The organism is Pseudomonas sp. GR 6-02 (genome assembly GCF_001655615.1).
Taxonomy (GTDB): domain Bacteria; phylum Pseudomonadota; class Gammaproteobacteria; order Pseudomonadales; family Pseudomonadaceae; genus Aquipseudomonas.
Window position 1 is genome coordinate 2,281,301 of record NZ_CP011567.1, and the last position, 23,514, is coordinate 2,304,814.

The 23,514-nt window shown below is 60.4% G+C and carries 26 protein-coding genes and 1 tRNA gene; 13 read left to right on the top strand and 14 right to left on the bottom strand.

What is annotated here, in order from left to right; all coding sequences use genetic code 11:
• Positions 1-78: 78 nt before the first annotated feature.
• Positions 79-1,362 (bottom strand): NAD(P)/FAD-dependent oxidoreductase, encoded by a 1,284-nt coding sequence (locus PGR6_RS10140; protein ID WP_018928085.1) that lies wholly within the window; start codon positions 1,360-1,362, stop codon positions 79-81.
• A gap of 183 nt (positions 1,363-1,545) precedes the next feature.
• On the opposite strand from PGR6_RS10140, the gene PGR6_RS10145 reads away from it, so the two are divergent.
• The 4 genes from PGR6_RS10145 (at position 1,546) to PGR6_RS10160 (ending at position 3,740) form a co-directional block, all read left to right on the top strand.
• Positions 1,546-1,622: transfer RNA gene (locus tag PGR6_RS10145), tRNA-Val, on the top strand.
• 202 nt (positions 1,623-1,824) lie between these two features.
• On the top strand, positions 1,825-2,292 hold the full coding sequence (locus PGR6_RS10150) for an anti-virulence regulator CigR family protein (RefSeq protein ID WP_007935023.1): 468 nt from the start codon (positions 1,825-1,827) through the stop codon (positions 2,290-2,292).
• Between the two features lie 178 nt (positions 2,293-2,470).
• Positions 2,471-3,112 carry a hypothetical protein gene (locus tag PGR6_RS30360; protein WP_225602806.1) on the top strand — a complete coding sequence of 214 codons (642 nt, stop codon included), beginning with the start codon at positions 2,471-2,473 and terminating at the stop codon, positions 3,110-3,112.
• Between the two features lie 172 nt (positions 3,113-3,284).
• The gene (locus PGR6_RS10160) at positions 3,285-3,740 is read left to right on the top strand and encodes a DUF2214 family protein (RefSeq protein ID WP_018928082.1); all 456 of its coding nucleotides are present in this window, start codon (positions 3,285-3,287) and stop codon (positions 3,738-3,740) included.
• Positions 3,741-3,933: 193 nt separating this feature from the next.
• On the opposite strand, the gene csrA is transcribed toward PGR6_RS10160, so the two are convergent.
• Positions 3,934-4,128, bottom strand: a complete 195-nt coding sequence (gene csrA, locus PGR6_RS10165; protein ID WP_007938114.1) for a carbon storage regulator CsrA — start codon at positions 4,126-4,128, stop codon at positions 3,934-3,936.
• Between the two features lie 250 nt (positions 4,129-4,378).
• On the opposite strand from csrA, the gene PGR6_RS10170 reads away from it, so the two are divergent.
• Positions 4,379-4,744, top strand: coding sequence for an SPOR domain-containing protein (locus PGR6_RS10170; RefSeq protein ID WP_064616994.1), 366 nt, complete (start codon positions 4,379-4,381; stop codon positions 4,742-4,744).
• A gap of 95 nt (positions 4,745-4,839) precedes the next feature.
• On the opposite strand, the gene PGR6_RS10175 is transcribed toward PGR6_RS10170, so the two are convergent.
• From PGR6_RS10175 to ftrA, 5 genes are all read right to left on the bottom strand, one after another.
• Positions 4,840-6,303 carry a GDL motif peptide-associated radical SAM/SPASM maturase gene (locus PGR6_RS10175; protein WP_064616995.1) on the bottom strand — a complete coding sequence of 488 codons (1,464 nt, stop codon included), beginning with the start codon at positions 6,301-6,303 and terminating at the stop codon, positions 4,840-4,842.
• Between the two features lie 170 nt (positions 6,304-6,473).
• Positions 6,474-7,055 (bottom strand): DUF1842 domain-containing protein, encoded by a 582-nt coding sequence (locus PGR6_RS10180; RefSeq protein WP_018928079.1) that lies wholly within the window; start codon positions 7,053-7,055, stop codon positions 6,474-6,476.
• Positions 7,056-7,109: 54 nt separating this feature from the next.
• Complete coding sequence (locus tag PGR6_RS10185; protein ID WP_064616996.1) at positions 7,110-7,745, bottom strand: DUF1842 domain-containing protein; 636 nt, start codon at positions 7,743-7,745, stop codon at positions 7,110-7,112.
• Between the two features lie 41 nt (positions 7,746-7,786).
• Positions 7,787-7,975 carry a DUF1843 domain-containing protein gene (locus PGR6_RS10190; RefSeq protein ID WP_018928077.1) on the bottom strand — a complete coding sequence of 63 codons (189 nt, stop codon included), beginning with the start codon at positions 7,973-7,975 and terminating at the stop codon, positions 7,787-7,789.
• Between the two features lie 257 nt (positions 7,976-8,232).
• The gene (gene ftrA, locus PGR6_RS10195) at positions 8,233-9,204 is read right to left on the bottom strand and encodes a transcriptional regulator FtrA (protein ID WP_064616997.1); all 972 of its coding nucleotides are present in this window, start codon (positions 9,202-9,204) and stop codon (positions 8,233-8,235) included.
• 101 nt (positions 9,205-9,305) lie between these two features.
• Here ftrA and PGR6_RS10200 point away from each other — a divergent pair, with 101 nt between their 5' ends.
• Entirely contained in the window at positions 9,306-9,740 is a 435-nt protein-coding gene (locus PGR6_RS10200) for a rhodanese-like domain-containing protein (protein ID WP_064616998.1), read from the top strand.
• On the opposite strand, the gene PGR6_RS10205 is transcribed toward PGR6_RS10200, so the two are convergent.
• Entirely contained in the window at positions 9,741-10,391 is a 651-nt protein-coding gene (locus tag PGR6_RS10205; RefSeq protein ID WP_064616999.1) for a type 1 glutamine amidotransferase, read from the bottom strand.
• Positions 10,392-10,712: 321 nt separating this feature from the next.
• Here PGR6_RS10205 and PGR6_RS10210 point away from each other — a divergent pair, with 321 nt between their 5' ends.
• From PGR6_RS10210 to PGR6_RS10220, 3 genes are all read left to right on the top strand, one after another.
• The gene (locus PGR6_RS10210; RefSeq protein ID WP_064617000.1) at positions 10,713-11,492 is read left to right on the top strand and encodes an ABC transporter substrate-binding protein; all 780 of its coding nucleotides are present in this window, start codon (positions 10,713-10,715) and stop codon (positions 11,490-11,492) included.
• Between the two features lie 121 nt (positions 11,493-11,613).
• On the top strand, positions 11,614-12,726 hold the full coding sequence (locus PGR6_RS10215) for a succinylglutamate desuccinylase/aspartoacylase family protein (protein ID WP_064617001.1): 1,113 nt from the start codon (positions 11,614-11,616) through the stop codon (positions 12,724-12,726).
• Positions 12,727-12,855: 129 nt separating this feature from the next.
• Positions 12,856-13,572, top strand: coding sequence for an alpha/beta hydrolase (locus PGR6_RS10220; RefSeq protein WP_064617002.1), 717 nt, complete (start codon positions 12,856-12,858; stop codon positions 13,570-13,572).
• A gap of 11 nt (positions 13,573-13,583) precedes the next feature.
• Here the strand turns inward: PGR6_RS10220 and PGR6_RS10225 are convergent, their stop codons facing one another.
• Positions 13,584-14,171 (bottom strand): hypothetical protein, encoded by a 588-nt coding sequence (locus PGR6_RS10225; protein WP_019649318.1) that lies wholly within the window; start codon positions 14,169-14,171, stop codon positions 13,584-13,586.
• A 108-nt stretch (positions 14,172-14,279) separates the two neighbouring features.
• Entirely contained in the window at positions 14,280-15,062 is a 783-nt protein-coding gene (locus PGR6_RS10230) for a hypothetical protein (protein ID WP_064617003.1), read from the bottom strand.
• A 148-nt stretch (positions 15,063-15,210) separates the two neighbouring features.
• Here PGR6_RS10230 and PGR6_RS10235 point away from each other — a divergent pair, with 148 nt between their 5' ends.
• Positions 15,211-16,530 (top strand): Nramp family divalent metal transporter, encoded by a 1,320-nt coding sequence (locus tag PGR6_RS10235; RefSeq protein ID WP_064617004.1) that lies wholly within the window; start codon positions 15,211-15,213, stop codon positions 16,528-16,530.
• A 262-nt stretch (positions 16,531-16,792) separates the two neighbouring features.
• Here PGR6_RS10235 and PGR6_RS10240 read toward each other — a convergent pair whose 3' ends face one another.
• The 3 genes from PGR6_RS10240 to PGR6_RS10250 are packed head-to-tail and all read right to left on the bottom strand — an operon-like array spanning position 16,793 to position 19,386.
• A complete protein-coding gene (locus PGR6_RS10240; protein WP_064617005.1) occupies positions 16,793-17,974 on the bottom strand; it encodes an acetyl-CoA C-acetyltransferase in 1,182 nt (393 codons plus the stop codon).
• A gap of 11 nt (positions 17,975-17,985) precedes the next feature.
• Complete coding sequence (locus PGR6_RS10245) at positions 17,986-18,651, bottom strand: CoA transferase subunit B (RefSeq protein WP_018928064.1); 666 nt, start codon at positions 18,649-18,651, stop codon at positions 17,986-17,988.
• 36 nt (positions 18,652-18,687) lie between these two features.
• Positions 18,688-19,386, bottom strand: a complete 699-nt coding sequence (locus PGR6_RS10250) for a CoA transferase subunit A (protein WP_018928063.1) — start codon at positions 19,384-19,386, stop codon at positions 18,688-18,690.
• A gap of 148 nt (positions 19,387-19,534) precedes the next feature.
• On the opposite strand from PGR6_RS10250, the gene PGR6_RS10255 reads away from it, so the two are divergent.
• A complete protein-coding gene (locus PGR6_RS10255) occupies positions 19,535-20,428 on the top strand; it encodes a LysR family transcriptional regulator (protein WP_019649313.1) in 894 nt (297 codons plus the stop codon).
• Between the two features lie 106 nt (positions 20,429-20,534).
• Here the strand turns inward: PGR6_RS10255 and PGR6_RS10260 are convergent, their stop codons facing one another.
• Positions 20,535-21,581 (bottom strand): class I SAM-dependent methyltransferase, encoded by a 1,047-nt coding sequence (locus tag PGR6_RS10260; RefSeq protein WP_064617006.1) that lies wholly within the window; start codon positions 21,579-21,581, stop codon positions 20,535-20,537.
• A gap of 300 nt (positions 21,582-21,881) precedes the next feature.
• Here PGR6_RS10260 and PGR6_RS10265 point away from each other — a divergent pair, with 300 nt between their 5' ends.
• Positions 21,882-22,721, top strand: a complete 840-nt coding sequence (locus tag PGR6_RS10265; RefSeq protein WP_064621232.1) for an HvfB family MNIO-type RiPP peptide maturase — start codon at positions 21,882-21,884, stop codon at positions 22,719-22,721.
• Positions 22,714-23,484, top strand: a complete 771-nt coding sequence (locus PGR6_RS10270; RefSeq protein ID WP_064617007.1) for an HvfC family RiPP maturation protein — start codon at positions 22,714-22,716, stop codon at positions 23,482-23,484. The genes PGR6_RS10265 and PGR6_RS10270 overlap by 8 nt, the downstream gene beginning before the upstream one ends.
• Positions 23,485-23,514: the final 30 nt, after the last annotated feature.

A 23,514-nucleotide genomic window follows, 5' to 3' on the forward strand; every position in this document is an offset into this window, starting at 1 on the left:
CACTTTGCGCGCCACTGACATCTGTTGGGCTTCGACGGCGACTTCGCTACAAGAAGTCGCCGCTCCTGAGTCGGTCGATCAGACCCCGAGCTTGTCCCGCAATCCGTAATACCAGGCGCCCAACGCTGCGAACGGTGTGCGCAGCAATTGCCCGCCGGGGAACGGGTAGTGGGGGAGGTCGGCGAAGGCGTCGAAGCGTTCAGCCTGACCACGCAATGCTTCGGCCAATACCTTGCCCGCCAGGTGCGTATACGTCACGCCGTGGCCACTGCAACCCTGGGAGTAGTAGATGTTATCGCCCAGTCGCCCGACCTGAGGAAGACGCGACAGGGTCAGCAGGAAATTGCCGGTCCAGGCGTAATCGATCTTCACGTCCTTGAGTTGCGGGAAGGCCTTGAGCATCTTCGGTCGAATGATCGCCTCGATGTTCGCCGGGTCCCGCGCGCCATACACCACGCCGCCACCAAATATCAGGCGTTTGTCGGCGCTCAGGCGGTAGTAGTCGAGCAGGTAGTTACAGTCTTCGACGCAGTAGTCCTGAGGCAGCAGGCGTTTGGCCAATTCATCGCCCAAGGGTTCGGTGGTGATCACTTGAGTCCCGCAGGGCATCGACTTGGCCGCCAGCTCCGGCACCAGATTGCCGATGTACGCGTTGCCGGCGACGATGATGAATTTGGCCCTGACCTTGCCCTGAGGCGTATGCACCACCGGGTTGGCACTGCGCTCGATGCGCACTGCCGGCGATTGCTCGTAAATAGTGCCGCCCAACGACTCCACGGCTGCTGCTTCGCCCAAGGCAAGATTGAGTGGATGAATATGCCCGCCACTCATATCGAGCATGCCGCCGACATATTGATCGCAAGCCACTACCTCGCGGATGCGACGCTGATCCAGTAGCTCAAGCTGCGTATGACCGAAACGCTCCCACAGGCGCTTCTGAGACTCCAGATGGCCCATCTGCTTGTCGGTAATGGCGGCGAACACACCGCCATCCTTCAGGTCGCACTGGATATTATATTTGGCCACTCGTTCACGAATGATCCGCCCACCTTCGAACGCCATCTGCCCCAGCAACTGAGCTTGCTTGGGGCCGACGCTGCGCTCAATCACATCGATATCACGGCTGTAGCTGTTAACGATCTGGCCACCGTTGCGTCCCGACGCACCGAAACCGACCTTGGCGGCTTCCAGCACCGTAACCTTGAAACCGTTTTCCAGCAGGAACAGGGCAGAGGACAGGCCGGTGTAACCGGCGCCGATTACACAGACATCAGTCTCTACATCATCCTGCAAGGCCGGGCGCGCTGGCGCTGCATTGGCCGACGCGGCGTAATAGGACTCTGGGTAGGGAGTGTTCGCCATCCTGCAGCCTCTGTTTAATATATTTTACGAGTGCATTGATCCTACCCGAGTTAAAAATCGACCGCCAGCCACCGGAAAATCTTCTTTGCCACAGCGAAATTAAATATTTTGCATATTCATAGGGTTAGGTGAAAAAAAGGTGTTGACACCCCTCCGGAATTCCGTAGAATGCCGCCTCACAGCAGGCACGTAGCTCAGTTGGTTAGAGCACCACCTTGACATGGTGGGGGTCGTTGGTTCGAGTCCAATCGCGCCTACCAAACAAAATCCGCTCTGCTGGGCGGTCTGGAAGGGCTCACCGAAAGGTGGGCCCTTTTTTGTTGTCCGCGATTTACCTGGCTTTTGCAAAATCCTCAAAAACGCCAACTCGGCGCCTTACTTCCAGTAAACACTGTTGCTGAACTAATACCGCCATAGCCGTCTACATTCTTCAGGGGACATCCCCTTTCGGAGAGAACGGATATGTTTAGATCTCGCTCGTTGATCGCCGCTATGACGTGTCTTGCCTTGGTGTCCGGTTCAGTGACTGCATTGGCCGACCCGGGAAACGGGAAAGGCCAGGGAGGTGGCAAGGGAAATCCACAATACAACCAGGACCATGGCAACTCCGGCCATGGAAACAAAGGGAAAGGTTCAGGGGGGGACGATTGGAGTCACGGCCCGAGCATCAACCACGGTAGCGTCCTTGGCATCGTGGGTGGTTATCGTGACTACTGGAGCCCTGGGCCCGCCTTGCCACCCGGTATTCAGAAAAACCTCGCGCGCGGTAAACCTCTGCCGCCGGGGATCGCCAAAAAACTCGATGGCCGTCTGCTCGGCCAGCTTCCCCACTACGATGGCTATGAGTGGCAGCAGGCTGGCACTGACTTGATTTTGGTGGCCATCGCTACCGGGATCATCTACGAGGTGCTCAATGGCGCATTCGATTGAAGTGAGGGCGATAAATTTCAATCGCGCCCTTGCCGCATAACGACCCGCAACATCGCGGGAAGCAGTGTGCCGGTTCGATCACTGCACATTGCTTGCCCGCTGGTCGCCGGCCTTTGAACTGTGTGGGGGGGAGACGGTCAATTATTCCGTGCAATATCAACCTCCACGGAACCTCACCATGCTATTAAAAAACAAGAGTTTTGTTGCCGTCATGTCCTGCGTGATGATGCTTGCAGCCGCCCCGTTATTGCCCGCTGAACTGTCCATCATGAGCTCCGCCTACGCGAAGGATGGTGGCAATGGAGGTGGTGGCGGCGGTGGTAACGGTGGTGGCAATGGCGGCGGTAACGGCGGTGGTCATGGTGGCAACGGCGGTTCCGGCCATTCCGGCGGCGTCAGTAGCAATGGCCGTGGCGCAGGCTTGAGTAGCGACCATGTCGGTCTTGGTGCAGGCTTGAGTGGCACCCATGTCGGCCGTGGTGCAGGCTTGAGTGGCACCCATGTCGGTCGTGGTGCAGGCTTGAGCAGCGACCACGTCGGCCGTGGCGCAGGCTTGAGTGGCACCCATGTCGGCCGTGGCGCAGGCTTGAGCAGTGATCACGCCGGCAAAGCCGTCCGGGACCGTGGCGTCAATGGCAACCACTTTGGTAGTGAACGTAACAGTGACCGTGGCCATGGCGCAGTCACTTCGGGCATTGCGCATTCCAGGGACACGCGAGGAGTTGCCAAGGCCTCTGCCATTTCGGCCACTACGCCTGGCGATCACAACACGAAAGGGTTGAGCAGCGCTCGTACTTCGATCTCGAAACGACTGGATTAAGTCCAGGACTCTCAAAAACCGGGTATCCATCAGGAACCCGGTTTTTTTTTCGCCTGCAATTTGCCCGATGGCGAGGTGCGGGAGATCAGCCCAGCTACATGCGTGAGCAAATCCGACACGATGGACTACTACTGTAAGGCTGATTCAACTTTGTCCTGATGGGAGTATGTCGATGCTGGCTCACTGGTTTCTGGCGGCGGTTCACCTCTTGGCCTTTGGTCTGGGTTTTTGGGCTGTACTGACCCGCGGTACGGCGTTACGTCGTCTGAGTGCCGGGGCAGGGGACGCTCGCCGTGTTTTGATTGCAGATAATCTGTGGGGGATCTCTGCAGTCACTCTGCTGATCACGGGTGGGCTACGAGCCTTTGGCGGGTACGAAAAAGGCACTGATTACTATCTTCACCAACCCCTGTTTCATCTCAAGATGACGCTCTTGGTGTTCATCCTGTTGCTTGAGATTGCACCGATGGTGACGCTGATCAAATGGCGGATTGCGCTGGGGCGCGGCGCGGCTATAGATACCGGGCGCGCAACGCTGTTTGCCCGTATCAGTCATATCGAGGCGCTGTTGCTGGTGCTGATGGTCGTGGCGGCCACGGGCATGGCGCGTGGTGTGACGTTTGGCTAACCGGGCAGGGGAGCGCTCTTTCTCGCTGCAAATCCGAAACGTCTGACAGTCATGGCAGGAGCCAGGGCAGTAGTATCGGCTCCGTGTTGCGATGGCATCGCAAAGAGAGACGGAGCGCAGAACGATGCGGCACTTGAATCTTAGCCAGCCGTTACTCGAGGCAGAATGGGCTGGCTACTGACTGCAGCAGGATTCAGGGCGTTTGCGGCTTGTCCGGGGCGGTCAGGCCAGCCTGGATGCGTTGATAAATTTCTTCGCGATGCACCGCAACGTCTTTCGGGGCGTTGATGCCAATCCTGACTTGCTGGCCGCTAACGCCCAGGATGGTGATCGTAATGTCATCACCGATGTTTATGCTTTCACCGACTTTGCGGGTGAGTATCAGCATGGTTTTCTCCTTGATTGCTTTGTAGGGCACCTGATTCGGACAGTGCAGAGGTCGGTATTAGATATAGATTAGTGCGAAGTTTCACGGTTTGGGTGCCTCTTTCTGACGCGCAGATGCTGCATTAATTCCCAAGGTGTAACTATACAGAGGCCGCCACCATCATTCTCGTTGTTTTGAGCCCATTTTGCGGCACTCGGGATGGATCCATGGATGTTAAAATCGCCGCTTTAAGCATTCGGAGGAAAGCGTTGTGCGCAAAATGGTCTTGGTAATCGCGGTACTGACGCTGGCCGGATGCGGTGAGGATAAAGGGGTTGACGCTCAAAAGCCGCAACCGGCAGTCGCCTCCGTTCCCGCGGCGGTAACGGGCCCGCAGTGGGATGTCGAAGTGCGCGGCGAGACACCCCAGGCGGTCAGTGACCTGAGCGGTTGGTTGATTGAGCACAGCTTCGTTCCCAACGTCGTGAAGGAAAATGGAAAGGTTCGTATTCTGGTCGGGCCGTTCGGTTCGCAGGCCGAGGCGCAGGTCAGGCAAGCTGAAATAACGGCGGCGCTGACCCGGGCGAAAAAGATGAACATCGAATCGCTGATCGTCGAACACCCGACGGCTCAGTAACCGTCCTTTTCGCAACGCGCAGACCCGCATGCCGGGTGATGTGCCAGGGAAGCGATCTTCGAGGTCGCTTCCCTGGTGATGCGTCGGCATAAACGTCACATCAAGTTATTTTGCGGCAACCCCAGCAGGCCGGTCAGGGTGTTGATGATCGCTTGTTGCCGGGCACGGTCTGTCTGGTGCACGGCTTCCGCGGCGGCGACATCAGCGTCGCAGTGGGGGCACGTCACTTCGTGTGCATGGATGTACTGCAAGCAGCCACGACACAGCGCCAGTTGCGGTGGAATACGTCCTTCGTCAGGCGATTTCTGGCCCTGGTTCGCCCAGGCCAGTTTGATCACCTGGCCGCTGTCGCTGACGCTGTTCACCTTCTCGCCGGTATCGATGCGCTCGGTAATCAGATCAAAACGTCCGACGGCGAAGGAGGTTTTTGCCGCATCCTCGAGCTTGACGATGCGCTCGCGTAGCCCGCGTTTTTGCAGGTCCAGCGCGCGGTAATGGCAGTAGGGATTATTGCCGGGTTTGCCGAGCAGGGAGTGCGAGGTCCAGGTGCAGCCGCCACGGCAGACGTCGTTGTAGTAACAGCCTCGGCAGTAGCCCCACAGGTCGTCGACCGACCGCAGGCGGCCAAAGTGCATGCCTTCGCTGTAATGCCAGATATCGTGCAGGCTCATGTTGCGTACGTTGCCGCCCGAAAACCCCACCGTGGCCAATGACGGGCAACCCTTTACCGTGCCGTCGGCTTCCAGCGCCAGCACAGTCTGGCCGGCGGCGCAGCCACTCCAGTGCACGCGCTCGTCGCCGAAGCCACGCCACATGTGCTCGTAAGGGCCGTAGTAACCGATGTTGTTGCCCACGTTCATCAGCAGGCCGCGATCAACCCCTTCGCGGTAGAGGCGCGCCAGCAACGGCATCACTTCCAGCAGTTGGTAGGGTTGCAACAGCAGCTCCGGGTGATCGACGGCATTGCCCATGGCGACCGTCAGCTGGATCTGCCAATGAGTGGCGCCGAGGTCGATGATCAGGTCCATCAGCTCGGGCAAGTCGGGCAACGTGGCCGCGCCGATTTGTGTGTTGACGCTCACCGCAAGCCCGGACTGTTTGGCGCGTCGCAGGGTGTCCACCGCCTTGTCGAACGAGCCCGGAACATTGCGCACTGCGTCATGCAGTGGGGCCAGTCCATCCAGTGACACACCGACGCCATTGAGTCCGGCGTCCACCGCTGCCTGCATTTTTGCGGGCGTCAGGTTGCGCCCACCCGTTTGTATCGCGCAATACATGCCGTGATCGTGGATAGCCTGGATCAGTTGGGTCCAGTCCTTGCGCAAATAGGCTTCACCGCCGATCAGGGTGATCTCGCGGGTGCCGAGTGCCGCCAGGGAATCGATGACGTCCAGGCACTCCCGGGTGTTCAGTTCATCGGGGCGTCGATGGCCGGCGCGTGAGCCGCAATGCAAGCATTTGAGATCGCAAGCCAGAGTGATTTCCCAGACCACATGCACCGGCACGTAGCGTTTGAGGTCGGTTTCACTGAGGTAGCGGGCAGGGCGACTGTCTGACATGGGAAATCCTTGCGCACCAACGCGTGCGCGGCACGAATCCATCGAAGTGTTCGCGCCTTCCTTGAGTCAATGGCGCGACCGGATTTACCTTTTGTTGTTGGTCTATAGCGCGGAGTCTGTGGGAGCGGGCTTGCCTGCTCCCACAGGGGGTTGCGCTTAACTGCCTGGGGTTAGCGGGCCTCCAGGCGGGCGATTTCAGCGTTCAGCTGCTCCAGAGCGCTGCGCAGGGCACCGCTGTTGGCCAATTGCTGTTCACCCTGGCTCACCACGGACTTCAGTTGCGCCAGGTCACCGCTGGTTTGCGCTTGCTGTACCGCGACGGCATAGAGCGGCACCGCATGGTGCGGATGCTCTGGGCGCTCAATCACTGGGGCCTGGCTGACAGCTGCGTGTTTCACGTAATGCCAGATACCCTGGTCCTGGTACTTGTAGTCGACATAACCGCTCGCCCAGTCGGCGCCTAAAATGCCTTTCAAGCCGAAAGTCTGGGCGATCTGGCTGAGAGGGCCGCTCGGGCTGCCCGCCAAGGTGAGGATGATGTGGTTTTCGGCCGTCGGCACCAGTTTGGCCTCGGAGTATTCACCCCATACACGGGCACGGAAGTTGAGAGGCGGATAGGTGCTTTGGAAAATGCTGGCAACCCCGCTGACTTTTTTCTTTACGGTATCTACCAGCAGGTCCAGGGTTAAAACCGGTGCGCCCAATAGGTGACTACTGACATTCAGGCGGGTATGAAAAAGTCCGATTGACATGGTGCTACTCCCTTATTTGTATTCTGGACAACTCGGGCATGTTTCGTGAGCGGGTCAGCGGCGTTCCTGCCGGCTGATTTCGCCCTTGGCCGTTTCAAGCGCGCTCTGCAGTTGGGGTTGCTGATCCAGTTGTTGTTGGGCCAGGCGGGCCAGGTTTTTCATCTGGGCCAGGTCACCGCTGGCAATGGCACTTTGAATCGGTGCGGCGTACAGCGGCATGATCGGTGGATAGGCTGGAATGACCGGGCCGGGCTCCAAAGGCACCGATTTATAAGCGTTGGAGGGTACCGCCTCGACAAGATGAGCGGGAGCAGTGACCTGGACCCACCGTTCACCATTGAAGTACTCGTAATTGGCGACGCCTTCTCTCCAGTCGCTACCGACCACCAAGAGCAGCTTGAAATTCACGATTGAGTTCGAGCCTGGGCCGCCGTTATTACCTTGAGCGGTGATCAGGATCTTGCTGACGCCAGGGCTCATGACCGTCAGGTAGGTGTATTCGCCCCAGACATCGGAGTGCACATCCAATGGCGGGTTAGTGGCCTGAGTAATTTCGGCAGTGCCGCTTACCGTTTGATCTGGGGTAAAAACCAGAAGATTGAGTGCCAGGTTTTGTGCGCCCGCGGCCGAAGTACCAATTCGATAGCAGAGTGGGAACAAGCCGACAGGTTGTTGATTGGAACCAGACATAATTATTGCCTCCATTGCAATAAGGGGCGTGGAAATAGCTATTAGTGCTTTTCCAGGCGTGCGATTTCCTTAACCAACTGCTCGTAAGCAGTTTTTAGCTCTTTATTTTCTGGTGTGGATGCATCGCGTTGTTTCAACAGCGTCTTCATTTGCGGCAGGTCGCCTGCCTTGATCGCGCCTTGGATGGCCACCCCATAGGGGGGCATGCTATGGCGAGTTGAAGTGCTCATAACGATTCCTTCCGTGGTGTTTGCGGGCACTGCTGTCATCAGCAGTTTTTGCAGTTAAGCAGGCGCCGATAAATATGCAATGGGCTGTGCAAGAGTAATTTTTAATATCGTTTTATTTATCGCGGCGGGTGAGCAGTCGAGATATTTGATATTAAGATTGGCGATAAGTTAGTGCGATTCCTCATGAGTCCTTATTGTTTTTATCGCCATTGATAAAGAGTGTTGGGGCGGTCTGTAACGCCCTGGACTGAGATCATTCAAACAGCGCTGACCTTGTGCCCGAACCGTTCCCGATACACCGAAGGCGGCACGCCGACCACGCTGCGAAATGCCACCCGGAAACTCTCCACCGAGCGATAACCGCAGTGCTGGGCAATCTGGTCGGTGTTTTGATTCGTACTCTCCAGCAGCTCGCGGGCCCGGGCCAGGCGTTCATGCTGCAGCCACGCTTTGGGGGGCATACCGCTGGCTTCGGTGAACCGCCGCAGAAACGTGCGCTCACTCATGGCCGCCTCGCTGGCGAGGTCGCGAACTTCCAGCGGTTCATGCAGACGTTCCCGCGCCCACTGCATGACCCGCGACAGATCGCTGCGCGGTGTCGGGCTGACCGGTGACGGAATGAACTGTGCCTGGCCGCCGGTGCGTTGCGGCGACATCACCAACCGCCGGGCCACCGAGTTGGCCACCTGCGTGCCGAAATCCCGCGCGACCAGATGCAGGCAGGCATCGATGCCGGCGGCGCTGCCTGCCGAAGTGATCAACTGACCAGAATCGACATACAGCACGTCCGGATCCACCAGAATGTTCGGGAAGCGCTCGGCCAGTTCAGCGGTGTAGCGCCAATGGGTGGTGGCGCCGTGACCGTCCAGCAAACCGGTGGCCGCCAGTACGAATACCCCGGAACAGATCGACAGCAACCGCGCGCCTCGGGCATGGGCCTGGCGCAGCGCGGCGAGCAAGGGCTCCGGCACCGGTGCGCTGCGGTCGCGCCAGCCGGGGATGATGATGGTTCGGGCGCGCTCAAGCAGTTCCATCCCGCCGTCGGCCAGCACCTGAATGCCGCCCATGGCGCGCATCGGCCCTTGGTCGACGGCGACGATGCGGTGCTCGTACCAAGGGAAATCGAACTCTGGCCGCGCCAGGCCGAAGATCTCCACGGCAATGCCGAATTCGAAGGTGCAGAGGCCGTCGTAGGCCAGAATCGCGACTAAACCTGGGGTGGGCTGCATTTGGCGGAAAATTCCCGGTGAGTGTCTTGTGCGCCACTGTAGCGGCAAGGCCGGAGCAGATAAAGTTTTCTCACACCCATTGAGACTTTGGAGTACAGCCCATGCCTAGCCTGGTTCGCGAGATTCCCGCAGCCCCGTCCGCCATCGCCCTGATGCACTTCAGCAATCGTCTGACCTTCGAAACCGATTGTTCCGACGTCTACAGCAGCCAAGAGGCCGGCGAGGTGGATTTTGTTCTGGTGGACGTGCGCGGACCGTTGGCGTTCGAACGCGGACATGTGCCAGGCGCGATCAACATCCCGAGTCGATTGATCACAGCGGATAGCCTGGCGGACTATCCGAAGTCCACGCTGTTTGTGGTCTATTGCGCCGGACCTCACTGCAACGGCGCCAACAAGGCCGCGGTGAAGCTGGCGGCACTGGGTTACCCGGTCAAGGAGATGATCGGCGGGGTGACCGGGTGGCTGGATGAAGGGTTTGAGTTGAGTGTTGCGGTGCAACCCGCCATTGCGATGACCATTAAGTGTGAATGCTGACTAAATGTGGCGATTAGCTGATGAAGCGCTCCACCATCCATCCAGCGTCACCCGCAACCAGTCAAACACCGTTGCATAAGCGGCGCTGTCTTGCGGCTCCCGGGGCAACGGTGATTCCTCGCCAAAGTGCTCATTGAGGATCGCCACCGATTCAGCATTCCATTCCGGGTGGAACTGCAACCCCACCCGCGTCGGGCCAACGCGATACATCTGCTGCTCACAAACCTCGCTGCTGGCCAGCAACTGCGCAGAGGGCGGCAGATCGATCGCGTCTTCGTGCCATTCCAGCACCTTCAGCGTCTGGCCATCGGCAAAGGTCACGGTAGTCCAGCCGGTTTCGGTGTGAGCCATCCGCCGCACATTGCCGCCCAGGCTCAGCGCCAGCAACTGCGCCCCCAGGCAAATCGCGAACACCGCCGCGCCCTGATCCAGGCTGCCCGCCAGCCACTGACGCTCTGTTTCCAGCCATACCGGCCCGGCACCTGATTCATAAGGCCCACCCAATAGAATCAGCGGTGTCGCGCTCACCGACGGCAACTGACCGAGGTCGGCGCGAAACACGTTCAGGGTAATGCCTCGGGACCGGGCCCATTCGGCAATGGCGCCGGGGCCTTCGGCAGGATGGTGCTGGATCAGATTCAGCGCGGGCATCACGTTTCTCTTGTGGGGGCGGTTGGCGGGTCAATGTGAGGCAAAAAATGGTTCATCGCCAGTGCGACTCTTCGATCGGATCAGTACCCGAAAACGTGTAGGTTTTGTCTCAAGCAAAGGATTGTCCTACAGTCCTTGCACCACCTCGGAGCACACTTCAAGTGCCTCGAATCCCTCGGCTTCTTTTTTATAAGTATTTGTCGCCTAAACACAATTTGCCCTCCTGTAGCCGCTCTAGACTGCCGGCCACTTCGGTCTTCACTAGCCGAAAGTTGCCAATCGAAAGCTGCCAATAAAAGCCTCCGCACACAGGAGTTATAAATGAAGAAGCGAGTGATGTTCGGTGCCCTGGCACTGTCGATGTTGTCCCTGACCGCCGTGGCCGAAGACGCCAAACCGATTCGCCTCGGGATCGAAGCCGGTTACCCGCCATTCTCGATGAAAACCCCCGACGGCAAACTCACCGGTTTCGACGTGGACATCGGTGACGCGCTGTGTGAACAGATGAAAGTGAAGTGCACTTGGGTCGAGCAAGAGTTCGATGGCCTGATCCCGGCCCTGAAGGTCAAGAAAATCGACGCGATCCTGTCGTCCATGACCATCACCGACGACCGCAAGAAGAACGTCGATTTCACCATCAAGTACTACCACACCCCGGCGCGTTTCGTGATGAAGGAAGGCACCGACGTCAAGGATCCGCTGACCGAGCTCAAGGGCAAGAAAGTGGGTGTACTGCGCGCCAGTACCCACGACCGCTTCGCCACCGAAGTGCTGGTGCCGGCCGGCATCGACCTGGTGCGTTATGGTTCCCAGCAGGAAGCCAACCTGGACATGGTTGCCGGTCGCCTTGACGCGATGCTGGCCGACTCGGTCAACCTGGACGACGGTTTCCTGAAAACCGATGCCGGTAAAGGCTTCGCGTTTGTCGGCCCGACCTACGAAGACGCCAAGTACTTCGGCGGTGGTGCCGGTATTGCCGTGCGCAAGGGCGATAAAGAGCTGGCAGACAAATTCAACACCGCCATCACGGAAATCCGCGCCAACGGCAAGTACAAGCAAGTGCAGGACAAGTACTTCAACTTCGATGTTTACGGCCATTAATACGCCGTAGAGAAGTGGCCACCGTGGATGCGGTGGCCATTTTTTCATGCTGGACTTTGTGGGTGCGGGCAGGCTCGCTCCCACAAGAATGGCCTCATCGCACAGATATTCAGGAGTCCCCATGCAACGCATCGATCATTCACTGCCCTGGAGCCATCTGGGGACTGAACGCACGCTCAGCGTGTTTCGTTATGGCGCGGGTACTCGCAAGGTTTACATCCAGGCCAGCCTGCACGCGGACGAACTGCCGGGCATGCGCACCGCCTGGGAACTGAAGAAGCGTCTGGCCGAGCTCGAAACCCAGGGGCAACTTCAGGGCATTATCGAACTGGTGCCGGTAGCCAATCCCATCGGCCTCGATCAGCACCTGCAAGGCAGCCACATGGGTCGCTTCGAATTGGGCAGCGGCAAGAACTTCAACCGCTCGTTCGTTGAACTCAGCGCACCGGTGGCTGAGTTGATCGGCGATCAATTGGGTGGTGACGCCCAGGCCAACATCGTACTGATTCGCCAGACCATGGGGCAGGTGCTCGATGGTTTGCCGGCACCGCTTTCGCAATTGGAAGCCATGCACCGCTTGCTGCTGCGCCACGCCTGCGAGGCCGACATCACCCTCGACTTGCATTGCGATTTCGACGCGGCGATTCACCTGTATGCCTTGCCGCAGCATTGGCCGCAATGGCGCTCCCTGGCGGCTCGCCTGAAGGCCGGGGTGGCGTTGTTGTGTGAGGATTCCGGCGGCAGCTCTTTCGATGAGTCGTGCTCTACGCCGTGGTTGCGCCTGGCACGGGCCTTTCCCGAGGCAGCGATCCCGCCGGCCAACCTGGCGACCACGCTGGAGCTGGGCAGCATGGGCGATACACGGGTCGATCAGGCCCAGGCCAACTGCGAGGCGATCCTGGGGTTCCTCGCCGAACAGGGTTTCATCACCGGCACCTGGCCGTCAGCGCCAAGCGAATGCTGTGAGGGCCTGCCGTTCGAAGGCACCGAGTACCTGTTTGCACCGCATCACGGGGTGGTCAGTTTCCTGCGCAATTCAGGTGAATGGGTGGAGCGGGGCGACGCGTTGTTTGAAGTAGTCGATCCATTGAGCGACCGGGCCACCACCGTGTGCGCCGGAACCAGCGGCGTGCTGTTTGCCATCGATCGCGGACGCTACACGCAACCGGGCACCTGGCAGGCGAAAGTCGCCGGACGTGAGCCGATCCGGGTCGGGAAACTGGTCAACGACTGACGTCCCGACGCGATTCAACATGTAGGCGCTGCCTCCTGCGGGGGCGCGGTGCATCAGAGGGAAACGGTGCATCGGCGGGAAGAGATGTTAGGCTCTGCCCCGAATCCTGCGCGCTGTGAAGGAAGGTTTATGTTGAAGTTTCTCGCTCTGCTCACGCTCCTGGCGTCCACCGCCGTCCACGCTGAAATCCCGCTACACACCGATCTGCCGCTCAAGTACCTGGAACAGGCCAACGTTGAATCCCGTAACCAGCCCTTGGTGATTTTCCTGCACGGTTACGGCAGCAACGAGCAGGACCTGTTCGGCATCAAGGATGAATTGCCGCCGCAGTACACCTACCTGTCGGTGCGGGCGCCGATGACGTTGGAAGAGGGCAGTTACCAGTGGTTTCGCAAAAAGGGCGAGGGCGCCTATAACGGCGAGACGGACGACCTGAAGGCTAGCGGCCAGGTGCTGCTGGATTTCGTGGCACAAGCGGCAAAGAAATATCACACCGAAACGGACAAGGTTTTCCTGGTGGGCTTCAGCCAGGGCGCGATCATGTCCTATGAAGTCGCGTTGCGTCATCCCGAGGCGGTGGGCGGCATTGCGGCGTTGAGCGGGCGCATCCTGCCGGTGCTCAAGTCCGAACTCAAACCGGATGAAAAACGCCAGTCGCTGGCGATTTTCATCGGTCATGGCACCGCCGACAAACGCCTGCCCTACACCGACGGCACTGAGGCCGACAGCCTGTTGCAACGCCTGTCACTCAAGCCCGAGTTCCATGCCTACGAAGGTGTCGGCCACAGCATCAGCGCCACCGAGATGCAGGATTTGAGCGCCTGGTTGCAGCGCCTCAATCCCTGAGCCGGTCGGGTTTATTTGCCGGTGATGATCTGGTTCACCAGCGTTTCGTGGCCGGTTTTGTCGTTGGGACGGGAGATGACCTGAATGATGGCCATGCGAGTGCCAGAGGCGGCCATCAGCGAGGTGTCGAGGGTCATGCCGCCGCCTTGGGTGGCGGTGCTGTCGATCTGTCGCAGGCCCAGCCCCGTGCTTTTCTGGGTCAGGCTTTTTTCGCTCAGCTTGTTGAAGTCCGGCAAGGCGTTGCGTTGCTCGGTGGCGAAGGCGGACACGGTGGCGTCGAGGAACTCACCGTCGTTGTCCTTGACGTTGGCGCCGCCGGGAATGGTGTTTTCAGCGGCAATCACCACGGTTTTAGTGGTCTGGTTGGTGTACATCGTGCCCGTCGCCCCGGCGGTGCCGGTGGCCGCGTCGCCGGCCGGCAGCGGATTGGCGATGAAGCCCTTGGGCAGGGTGAAGGTGAACTTGCCGCCGAGCATCGAGACCTTCTGGGTCGGCGCTTTGTCGCTGGTAGTGGCCTTGGCCGCCTGCGCATTCAAGGCCCCCAGGCTGGCAGCCGCTGTCAGCAGCAGAACAACGGCTTTTTTACTCAACAATGACATTCAAACTCTCCGTGGGATGGTCGCGCTATGACGGCGATCATCCCACGGATCGCGATTTGTAGCAGCAGCCTCGCAAGCTCGACAGCTGCTACACAAGGCGTGTGGTGATCATCGTTGCCGTTCGTTGAAACGATAAGGCGCCGGGCGCAATGCCCGTTGTTTAGTCACCAACAGCATCCCGAGCGAGGCGCCTATCCCCAATGCAAATCCCGTCCAGCCGAACCTCGGCAACGCCAACGCCAGCACCAGACAAAACGCCGCGAACGAATACATCCCGGTAGCTGTAGCCCGCAGCAACGCCGCCGTAAACGCCGGACCGCGAGTCTGCTGGGAAAACACAGCCATCACACTGCCCAGCACCGGGAACACTGCGAGCAATCCGCTCCAGCGCTCGCCGACGGTGCTGGCCAGCACCGTCACGGCCAACGTGAGCAGGGCGCCAGCCATCATGCGCAGCAGCAGTTTGTCGGATTTGGGCGCCGGGCCTGAAACGACGGGTTGCACCGAGGGAAACAGGTACGGCGCGGCCAGCAACGCGGTGGCGGCGGCGATCACCGAGAGCGCCAGCGATGGCGGGATCAGCGACAGCACAACAGCCACCGACGCCCAGACCAGCAGCGCCATCGTTAGCGCCCACGGCCAGCTCAAGCGTTGTGCGACCTGGGCATACGTCACGCAGAAGGCAATCATCGCGAACATGGCTGACAGCGCCGCCGTTGCCGCCTGAGCGGCGAACACATGGCCTTGCTCGATGGCGAGGAACAACAGAATCGGCCCGACCACCACCGGCAACCCCGACAGCCAACCGGCCACGCTTGGTCCCCAGCGTTTACCGGCCAGGGAAATCAGCAACAGAAACCCCGGAATCACCAGCAGCTTGAGCATCAGCACGCACGCATCTCCATTTGTGTGTGCCGGTCACGTTAGCATTGCGGGCGATGGATTGCTTAAGGCGGTCTCTGCGCAAGCGTTGAGCGCCCTACACCCGGGGGCGCGAAACGTCTAAGCTGCGCGCTCCCACCTGTTGACGGATGCTTGCGTGAAATTCAGTTTGCCCAAAGTCGGCACCGCGCCGTTTTGCCCACCGGAAGTGGCCGGCACGGTTGCCGTTGACCCTGGTGCTTCGTTCTACAAGCGCGTTCTGCGTTTTGCCGGCCCCGGTTTGCTGGTGTCCATCGGCTACATGGACCCGGGCAACTGGGCCACGGCCATCGAGGCCGGTTCGCGGTTTGGCTATAGCCTGTTGTTCGTGGTGTTGCTGGCGAGCATGGCGGGGATGGTGGTGCAGTGTTTGTGCTCGCGTCTGGGTATCGCCACCGGGCGCGACCTGGCGCAGTTATGCCGGGAGCGCTACAGCACGCGGACCGCACGGACCCAGTGGCTGCTGGCGGAAATTTCGATCATCGCCACCGACCTCGCCGAAGTGCTCGGCTGCGCCTTGGCGTTCCACTTGCTGTTGGGCTGTTCGCTGACGTTTGGCATCGCGCTCACCGCGTTCGACACGTTGCTGGTATTGGCCCTGCAAAACCGGGGTTTCCGCCGGTTGGAGGCGATCATGCTGGTGCTGGTGGGCACTATTGGCGCGTGTTTCTTCGTCGAACTGCTGCTGATCAAACCCTATTGGCCGGATGTCGCTCGCGGTTTCACACCGTCACTTTCGGCGATTGGCGATGCGGCGCCGTTGTACCTGGCCATCGGCATTCTCGGGGCCACGGTGATGCCGCATAACTTGTTCCTGCATACCTCGATCGTGCAGACGCGGATGATCGGCAAAGACCTGGCCAGCAAGCAGGACGCGGTCAAACTGGCGCGCATCGACACCATCGGCTCCCTGGCCCTGGCACTGCTGGTCAACGCGGCGATCCTGATTCTTGCTTCCGCGGCCTTCCACAAGACCGGGCACACCGACGTGGTGGACATCCAGGATGCCTATCACTTGCTCGATCCATTGGTGGGCGGGGCGTTGGCCAGTGTGTTGTTTGGTGTGGCGTTGCTGGCGTCGGGGCAGAGCTCGACCTTCACCGGCACCATCGCGGGCCAAGTGATCATGGAGGGCTACCTGAACCTGCGCTTGCCCTGCTGGCAACGGCGCTTGATCACTCGCGGGCTGGCGCTGATCCCGGCGTTTATCGGCGTGTGGCTGATGGGCGACGGGGCAATCGGCAAACTGCTGGTGTTGAGTCAGGTGGTACTCAGCCTGCAACTGCCGTTCGCGTTGTACCCGTTGATTCGCATGACCAACGATCAGACGCTCATGGGGCCGTTTGTGAATCGGCTGCCAACTCGGGTGTTGGCGTGGGGATTGTTTACGGTAATCAGTGCGGCCAACAGCTGGTTGATTTTGCAGTTTGTGGGCTGATCACGCAGGGTGGGTAGTCTGGGTGGCCTCATCGCGAGCCCGGGCGGTCCGTTGCCGGTCTTGAGTCTGGTGAAATTTGCCTGAGGGCCAGACATAAAGGAACCCGGTTTGTGGCGAGGGAGCTTGCTCCCGCTTGAGTGCGTAGCACTCACAAAATCTGCGGAAAGTACCGAGATTTTGGGGCCGCTGCGCAGCCCAGCGGGACGGTGCGGCGGTCCGACAAGCTCCCTCGCCACAGGGTATCGGGTGTAGCCAGAGAGGCTTATGCCCGTTCTATGGCCAATGCCACGCCTTGTCCGCCACCGATGCACAAGGTGGCCAGGCCTTTCTTGGCGTCACGCTTGATCATCTCGTGCAGCAAGGTCACCAGCACCCGGCAACCCGACGCTCCAATCGGATGACCCAGGGCAATCGCGCCACCGTTGACGTTGACCTTGCTCAGGTCCCATTCCAGGTCCTTGGCCACCGCCAGGGATTGCGCGGCGAAGGCTTCGTTGGCCTCGATCAGCTCCAGTTGATCGATGGACCAGCCGGCCTTGTCCAGGCAACGACGGGTGGCGCTGACCGGGCCGATGCCCATGATCGCCGGGTCGACGCCCGCGTTGGCGTACGCGGCGATTTTCGCCAGCACCGGCAGGCCGAGGGCCTTGGCTTTTGCGGCGCTCATCAGGATCACCGCGGCGGCGCCGTCGTTCAGCGAAGAGGCGTTGCCGGCGGTCACCGAGCCGTCCTTCTTGAAGGCCGGTTTCAGCTTGCCCAGGGACTCGGCGGTGGTGCCGGCACGCGGCTGTTCATCGGTGGCGAAGGCCAGTGGATCGCCCTTGCGCTGGGGGATCAGGATCGGGGTGATTTCATCGACGAAACGCCCGGCTTCGATGGCGGCCACGGCTTTCTGTTGCGAGGCGGCAGCGAAGGCGTCCTGGGCTTCACGGCTGATGCCGTACTTATCCACCAGGTTCTCGGCGGTGATGCCCATGTGGTAATCGTTGAACGCATCCCACAAACCGTCGCTGATCATCGTGTCGACGATCTGGCTGTGGCCCATGCGCAGACCGGTGCGGGCGCCCGGCAGCACGTAATTGGCCAGGCTCATGTTTTCCTGGCCACCGGCGATGATCACCTCGGCATCGCCGCAGCGAATCGCCTGCGCCGCCAGGTGCAGCGCTTTGAGGCCCGAGCCGCAGACCTTGTTCAGGGTCATGGCCGGTACGGCGTGGGGCAGGCCGGCCTTGATCGCAGCCTGACGCGCAGGGTTTTGCCCGGCGCCGGCGGTCAATACCTGGCCCATGATCACTTCATCGACCTGCGCCGGGTCCAGATCGGTTTGCGCCAGCAACTGGCGGATCACCGCAGCACCGAGGTCCACCGCGGACACATTGGCCAACGCGCCCTGGAAACTGCCGATGGCAGTGCGAGTGGCAGCAACAATCACAACGTCTTGCATGGACGGATTCCTCACTGGGCAGCGAACTGCATTTCCGGGACGTGGTCAGGCACGATCAGTTTGCCGGCGGTCTTGGCGACGATTTCCTCAACGCTCACGCCTGGTGCGCGTTCCTTGAGAATGAACGCACCGTTGTGGATTTCCAAGTAGGCCAGGTCAGTCAGCACGCGTTTGATGCAACCGGCGCCGGTCAGCGGCAGGCTGCAGCGGGGCAGCAGTTTCGACTCACCGTCCTTGGAGGCGTGGGTCATGGTGACGATGATGTTGTCCGCACCGGCCACCAGGTCCATCGCACCGCCCATGCCCTTGACCAGTTTGCCGGGGATCATCCAGGAGGCGATGTTGCCTTCGACGTCCACTTCGAACGCACCGAGCACGGTCAGGTCGATGTGGCCACCGCGGATCATCGCGAACGATTCGGCGGAGGAGAAAATCGACGCGCCGATACGCGCGGTCACGGTTTGCTTGCCGGCGTTGATCATGTCGGCGTCGACTTCGGCGTCGGTCGGAAAGGCGCCCATGCCGAGCAGGCCGTTTTCCGATTGCAGCATGACTTCCATGCCTTCGGGGATGTAGTTGGCGACCAAGGTCGGAATGCCGATGCCGAGGTTCACGTAGTAGCCGTCCTGCATTTCGCGGGCGACGCGCTGAGCCATTTGTTCGCGGGAAAGTGCCATTGTTGTTATTCCTTCATTCGGTCCGGGGGCAGGGGATCACTTACGCACGGTGCGCTGTTCGATGCGCTTTTCGAACGTGCCGCAAATGACCCGGTCGACGTAGATGCCAGGGGTGTGGATCTGCGACGGGTCCAGCTCGCCGGGTTCGACGATTTCTTCGACTTCGACCACGGTGATCTTGCCTGCGGTGGCGGCCAGCGGGTTGAAGTTCTGGGCGGTGTGGCGATAGACCACGTTACCGAAATGGTCGGCTTTCCAGCCTTTGACGATGGCGAAGTCACCGGTGATGGATTCTTCCATCAGGTACTGGCGGCCCTTGAATTCGCGCACTTCCTTGCCTTCAGCGACTGGAGTGCCGACGCCGGTGGCGGTGAAGAACGCCGGGATGCCGGCACCGCCTGCGCGCATTTTCTCGGCGAGGGTGCCTTGGGGGGTCAGGACGACTTCTATTTCGCCTTTAAGCAGTTGGTCTTCGAACAGTTTGTTCTCGCCGACGTAGGAGGCCACCACTTTGCGGATCTGCCGGTCCACCAGCAGCACGCCGAGACCGAACCCATCGACGCCGCAGTTGTTGGAGACCACGGTGAGGTCACGGGTGCCCCGGTGCTGGATCTCGGCGATGAGGTTTTCCGGAATCCCGCACAGGCCGAAGCCGCCGGAGATCACGGTCATGCCGTCTTCAAGACCGGCCATCGCTTCCTCATAGGAATACACGCGCTTGTCGAACCCTGCCATATGCACCTCTTTTATTCTTTGTGGGCGGCTGGCTAGCCGGATGGGGAGGGAGTGTCTCGCCACAGGATTTATTTGTTAAGTTGATTTTTAAGGTTGATTGATAGATAAAACTCACCAATGAGTGCGCGCTACGTTGGAGACAGTGGCCATGACCGTTAAACAGATCCGCGCCTTCCTGGCCGTGGCCCAGAGTTTGAGCTTTGCTGTGGCTTGCGAACGGCTGCACCTGTCCCAGTCGGCGTTGAGCCTGACCATCAAGGCGCTGGAGGAGGGCCTGGGTGGGCGCCTGTTCACCCGCAATACCCGCAACGTCGCACTGACCGCCGAGGGTGAATCGCTGCTGCCACTGGCCCGTCGGCTGATCGCGGACTGGGACAATGCCGAGGATGAACTGCGCCAACGCTTCACCCTTCAGCGTGGCCGCGTGACGCTCGCGGCGATGCCATCGTTTGCCGGCAACCTGCTGCCGCCGATCCTCAAGACCTTCCGCGCGCGTTATCCCAAGGTCAACGTCACGGTGAACGACGTGATCAACGAGCAGGTGCTGGAAATGGTCCGCGACCGTCAGGTGGAATTGGGCGTGGCGTTTGAGCCGACCCAGAGTTCGTCGCTGCAATTCACCCCGTTGTACATCGACCGGTTTGTGGCGGTGGTGCCGCTTGATTCACCGCTGGCGGACCTGGGCGATATCGATTGGCAGACCCTGCTCAAGGAACCGTTCATTACCTTGCAGCGACCGTCCACGGTGCGGGTGATGCTCGAAGAGCACTTGCAGGCGCGGGGCATGAAATTGCCGGTGGAGTTTGAAAGTCATCAGTTGGCAACGGTCGGGCGGATGGTGGCCAGCGGACTGGGCGTGAGCGCGGTGCCAGCGTTGTGCGCCGGGCAGATGCGCGAGCTGGGCGCGCGTTGCATCACCCTGCGCGACCCGGTGGTGGAACGGGCGATCGGGGTGCTGACGACGGGGCAAGAACTGTCGGCGGCGGCGCAGGCGTTGTTCGATATTCTCAAGGCCGAAAACCTGGGTGAGCGTCTGAGCTGATCACGGTCACCTGTTGAAATGGACCGTGGCGAGGGGGCAAGCCCCCTCGCCACAAAAGCACACCCCGACAGGGTGGGTTTAGCCTGCCTGGGTGATGCGCCTGCCCTTATTTACGCGCCTCCAGAATCAGGTTGAACGGCGTTTCCGTGGCTCGCCGGAACTGGGTGAACCCCGCCTCGGTGAAGACCTTGCGCAACCGTGCCTCGCCTGCCTGGGCACCGAGCCCGAGGCCGACCTCCTGGGACAGCGAGTTGGGTGTGCAGATAAAGGTCGAGGCGGCGTAGAACAGCCGTCCCACCGGGTTGGTGTTCTCGTCAAGCGTGTCGTTGGCGAAGGGCTCAACCAGCAGCACCGTGCCGTCGGGTTTGAGCGATTCATAGGCATGCTTTGCGGCACCGACCGGGTCACCCATGTCGTGCAGGCAATCGAAATAGCAAATCAGGTCATAGTCGTCGCCCGGATAGCTCTTGGCGTTGCCCTGGAAGAACCGCGCCCGACCGGACACGCCACCTTCTTCGGCGCGCTGGGTGGCGACGGTGATCGAAGGCGCGTGGTAATCGAAACCGACGAACCGCGACTCGGGGAAAGCCTGGGCCATGATCACGGTCGAGGCGCCGTGGCCGCAGCCGATGTCTGCCACTTTCGCGCCGGCTTCCAGTTTGGCGACCACCCCGTCGAGGGCTGGCAGCCACTCGCTGACCAGATGCGCCTTGTAGCCTGGGCGGAAGAACCGCTCGGTGCCGCTGAACATGCAAGGATGGTGATCGCCCCAGGGCAGGGCGCCGTTGCCGCGCATAGCGTTGACCAATTTGTCCTTGTCATGGAAAAACGACGCAACCACCGCCATACCGCCGGCTACATAAACCGGTGAGTCTTCGATCGCCAGCGCCAGGGCTTGCTCTTCGGGCAGGCGGAACTGGCCGTCGCGGTGTTCCATGTAACCGGAGGCGGCGTGGGCGCTGAGCCATTCACGCAGCAGGCGGGTGTTGCAGCCGGTCTTCGCGGCGAGTGTTTCGGGGGTGACGGGCTGACTGTCGGCCATGGCCCGGTACAGGCCGAGTTCTTCGCCGAGGATGACGTTGGCGAGCATCGCCGCGCCACCCATGTCGCTCACCAGTTTGCCCATGAAATCATTGAGTCTGGCCTCGTCCATCTTGTGTGCTCCTTCAGCAGGATCACAGCCCGCAGGCATTGTTTGTCGAGGCATGCGCCTGTGGGCGGTGATCGTGGGAATGAACAGGACGATAACCGCGTCCTGGCTCCCCCCTGCGGGGGTAATCAACAAGTCTAGTTCGTGTATCCCTCTGTATCTGGCTGCCTGTCCGATACAGTGCGCTGAGAAGAGGGGTGTTTGCGCACACAGACCCGACACACCGAGGCGTTTGACTGGGCCTGCCGGCCGGCACTGAGTGTTCAGGCGCTGGAGACCGGATCCCAGGATGAGATCGACACCATGCAAATTCCCCTCACATCTGCGCAGGCGACCGTCGGGCTAGGCTTGCGCCGCGGTTTGATGAAGGACCTTCAAGCAGCCTCGGCGGGCGCTTTCGATTTTCTGGAAGTCGCGCCGGAAAACTGGATTGGCATCGGCGGCGCGCATGGCGCGGCGTTTCGTGCCCTGGCCGAGTGTTATCCGTTGTCCTGTCACGGCTTGTCCTTGTCGTTGGGCGGGCCGGCGCCGCTGGACGTAGGCTTCCTGCAAGAAGTGCGGGTTTTCCTCGATCGCTACAAAGTGCCGCTGTACAGCGAACACCTGAGCTACTGCAGCGATGACGGGCATCTTTACGATCTGCTGCCGTTGCCGTTTACCGAGGAAGCGGTGCATCACGTCGCCGCCCGAATTCGTCAGGCACAGGACATTCTCGGTCGGCGTCTGGCGGTGGAAAACGTCTCCTACTACGCCGCGCCGCAGCAGGACATGGACGAATTGACGTTCACCAACGCAGTGCTGCGCGAAGCCGATTGCGACCTGCTGCTGGACGTCAACAATGTCTACGTCAACTCGATCAATCACGGTTTCGATCCGCAGACGTTTCTGGCGGGCATCGACACGGGGCGGGTAGTCGCAATGCACGTGGCGGGACACTTCGATGAGTCCGATACGCTGAAAATCGACACCCACGGCGCCTCGGTCAAACCGGTGGTCTGGGCTTTGCTGGCCGAAGCGTATGCGCGGTTCGGCGTACAGCCGACGCTGCTTGAACGGGACTTCAACTACCCGGCGTTCTCTGAATTGGTCAGCGAGTTGCAGACCATCCGCCGACTGCAAGACGAGGAGGCGAACCGTGGATAAGCCGACGCTGCACCAGCAGCAAGACACCTTGACTCGCTACCTGCGCGACCCTGAGCACTGTGCTCCACCCGCCGGGATGGACGTGGCACGGGCGCAGGTTTATCGCGACCTGGTGTTCTCGAACCTGTCGTCGTTGCTCAGCGGCACCTTTCCGGTGTTGGTGAGAATACTGGGCGACAGTGACTGGCGTTCTCTGGTGCGGATCTTCCTGCGGGACTACCGCGCTCAAACGCCCAAATTCGGCGAGATTGCCCAGGAGTTCGTCGAGTTCCTCGCATCGATGCCGCGGGCGCTGAACGATGGGCCGTGGCCACCGTTCATGGTCGAGCTGGCGCATTACGAATGGGTCGAAATGGCCCTGCAACAATCCGACGCCGAGCCGCTACCCGCCGGTGATGCAGGGCTGCTGCTGGATCAACCGTTGCAGGTTTCGCCACTGGCCTGGCCGTTGGCCTATGGCTGGCCGGTGCAAAAAGTGGGGCCGGATTATCGGCCGCAAGTGCCTCCGACTCAGCCGACGTTGCTGTTGGTGCGTCGGGCCGAGGACTGGAGTGTGCACTTCTCCGAACTGAGCCCGTTGGCGTGGCGATTGTTGCAGCGGATCGGGGAATTTCCTCAGCTCGATGGCCGGTCGCAACTGGAAGGGCTGGCGGTGGAGGCGGGGATGGCGGGGGCGCAGGCCTTTATCGATAGTGGATTGGCGTTGTTGCGGCAGATGCATGGGGAGGGGGTAATCGGCATAGCGGTCTTTAGTCGCTGCTAATCAGCGAATCGCCCTACATCCATTTCCACC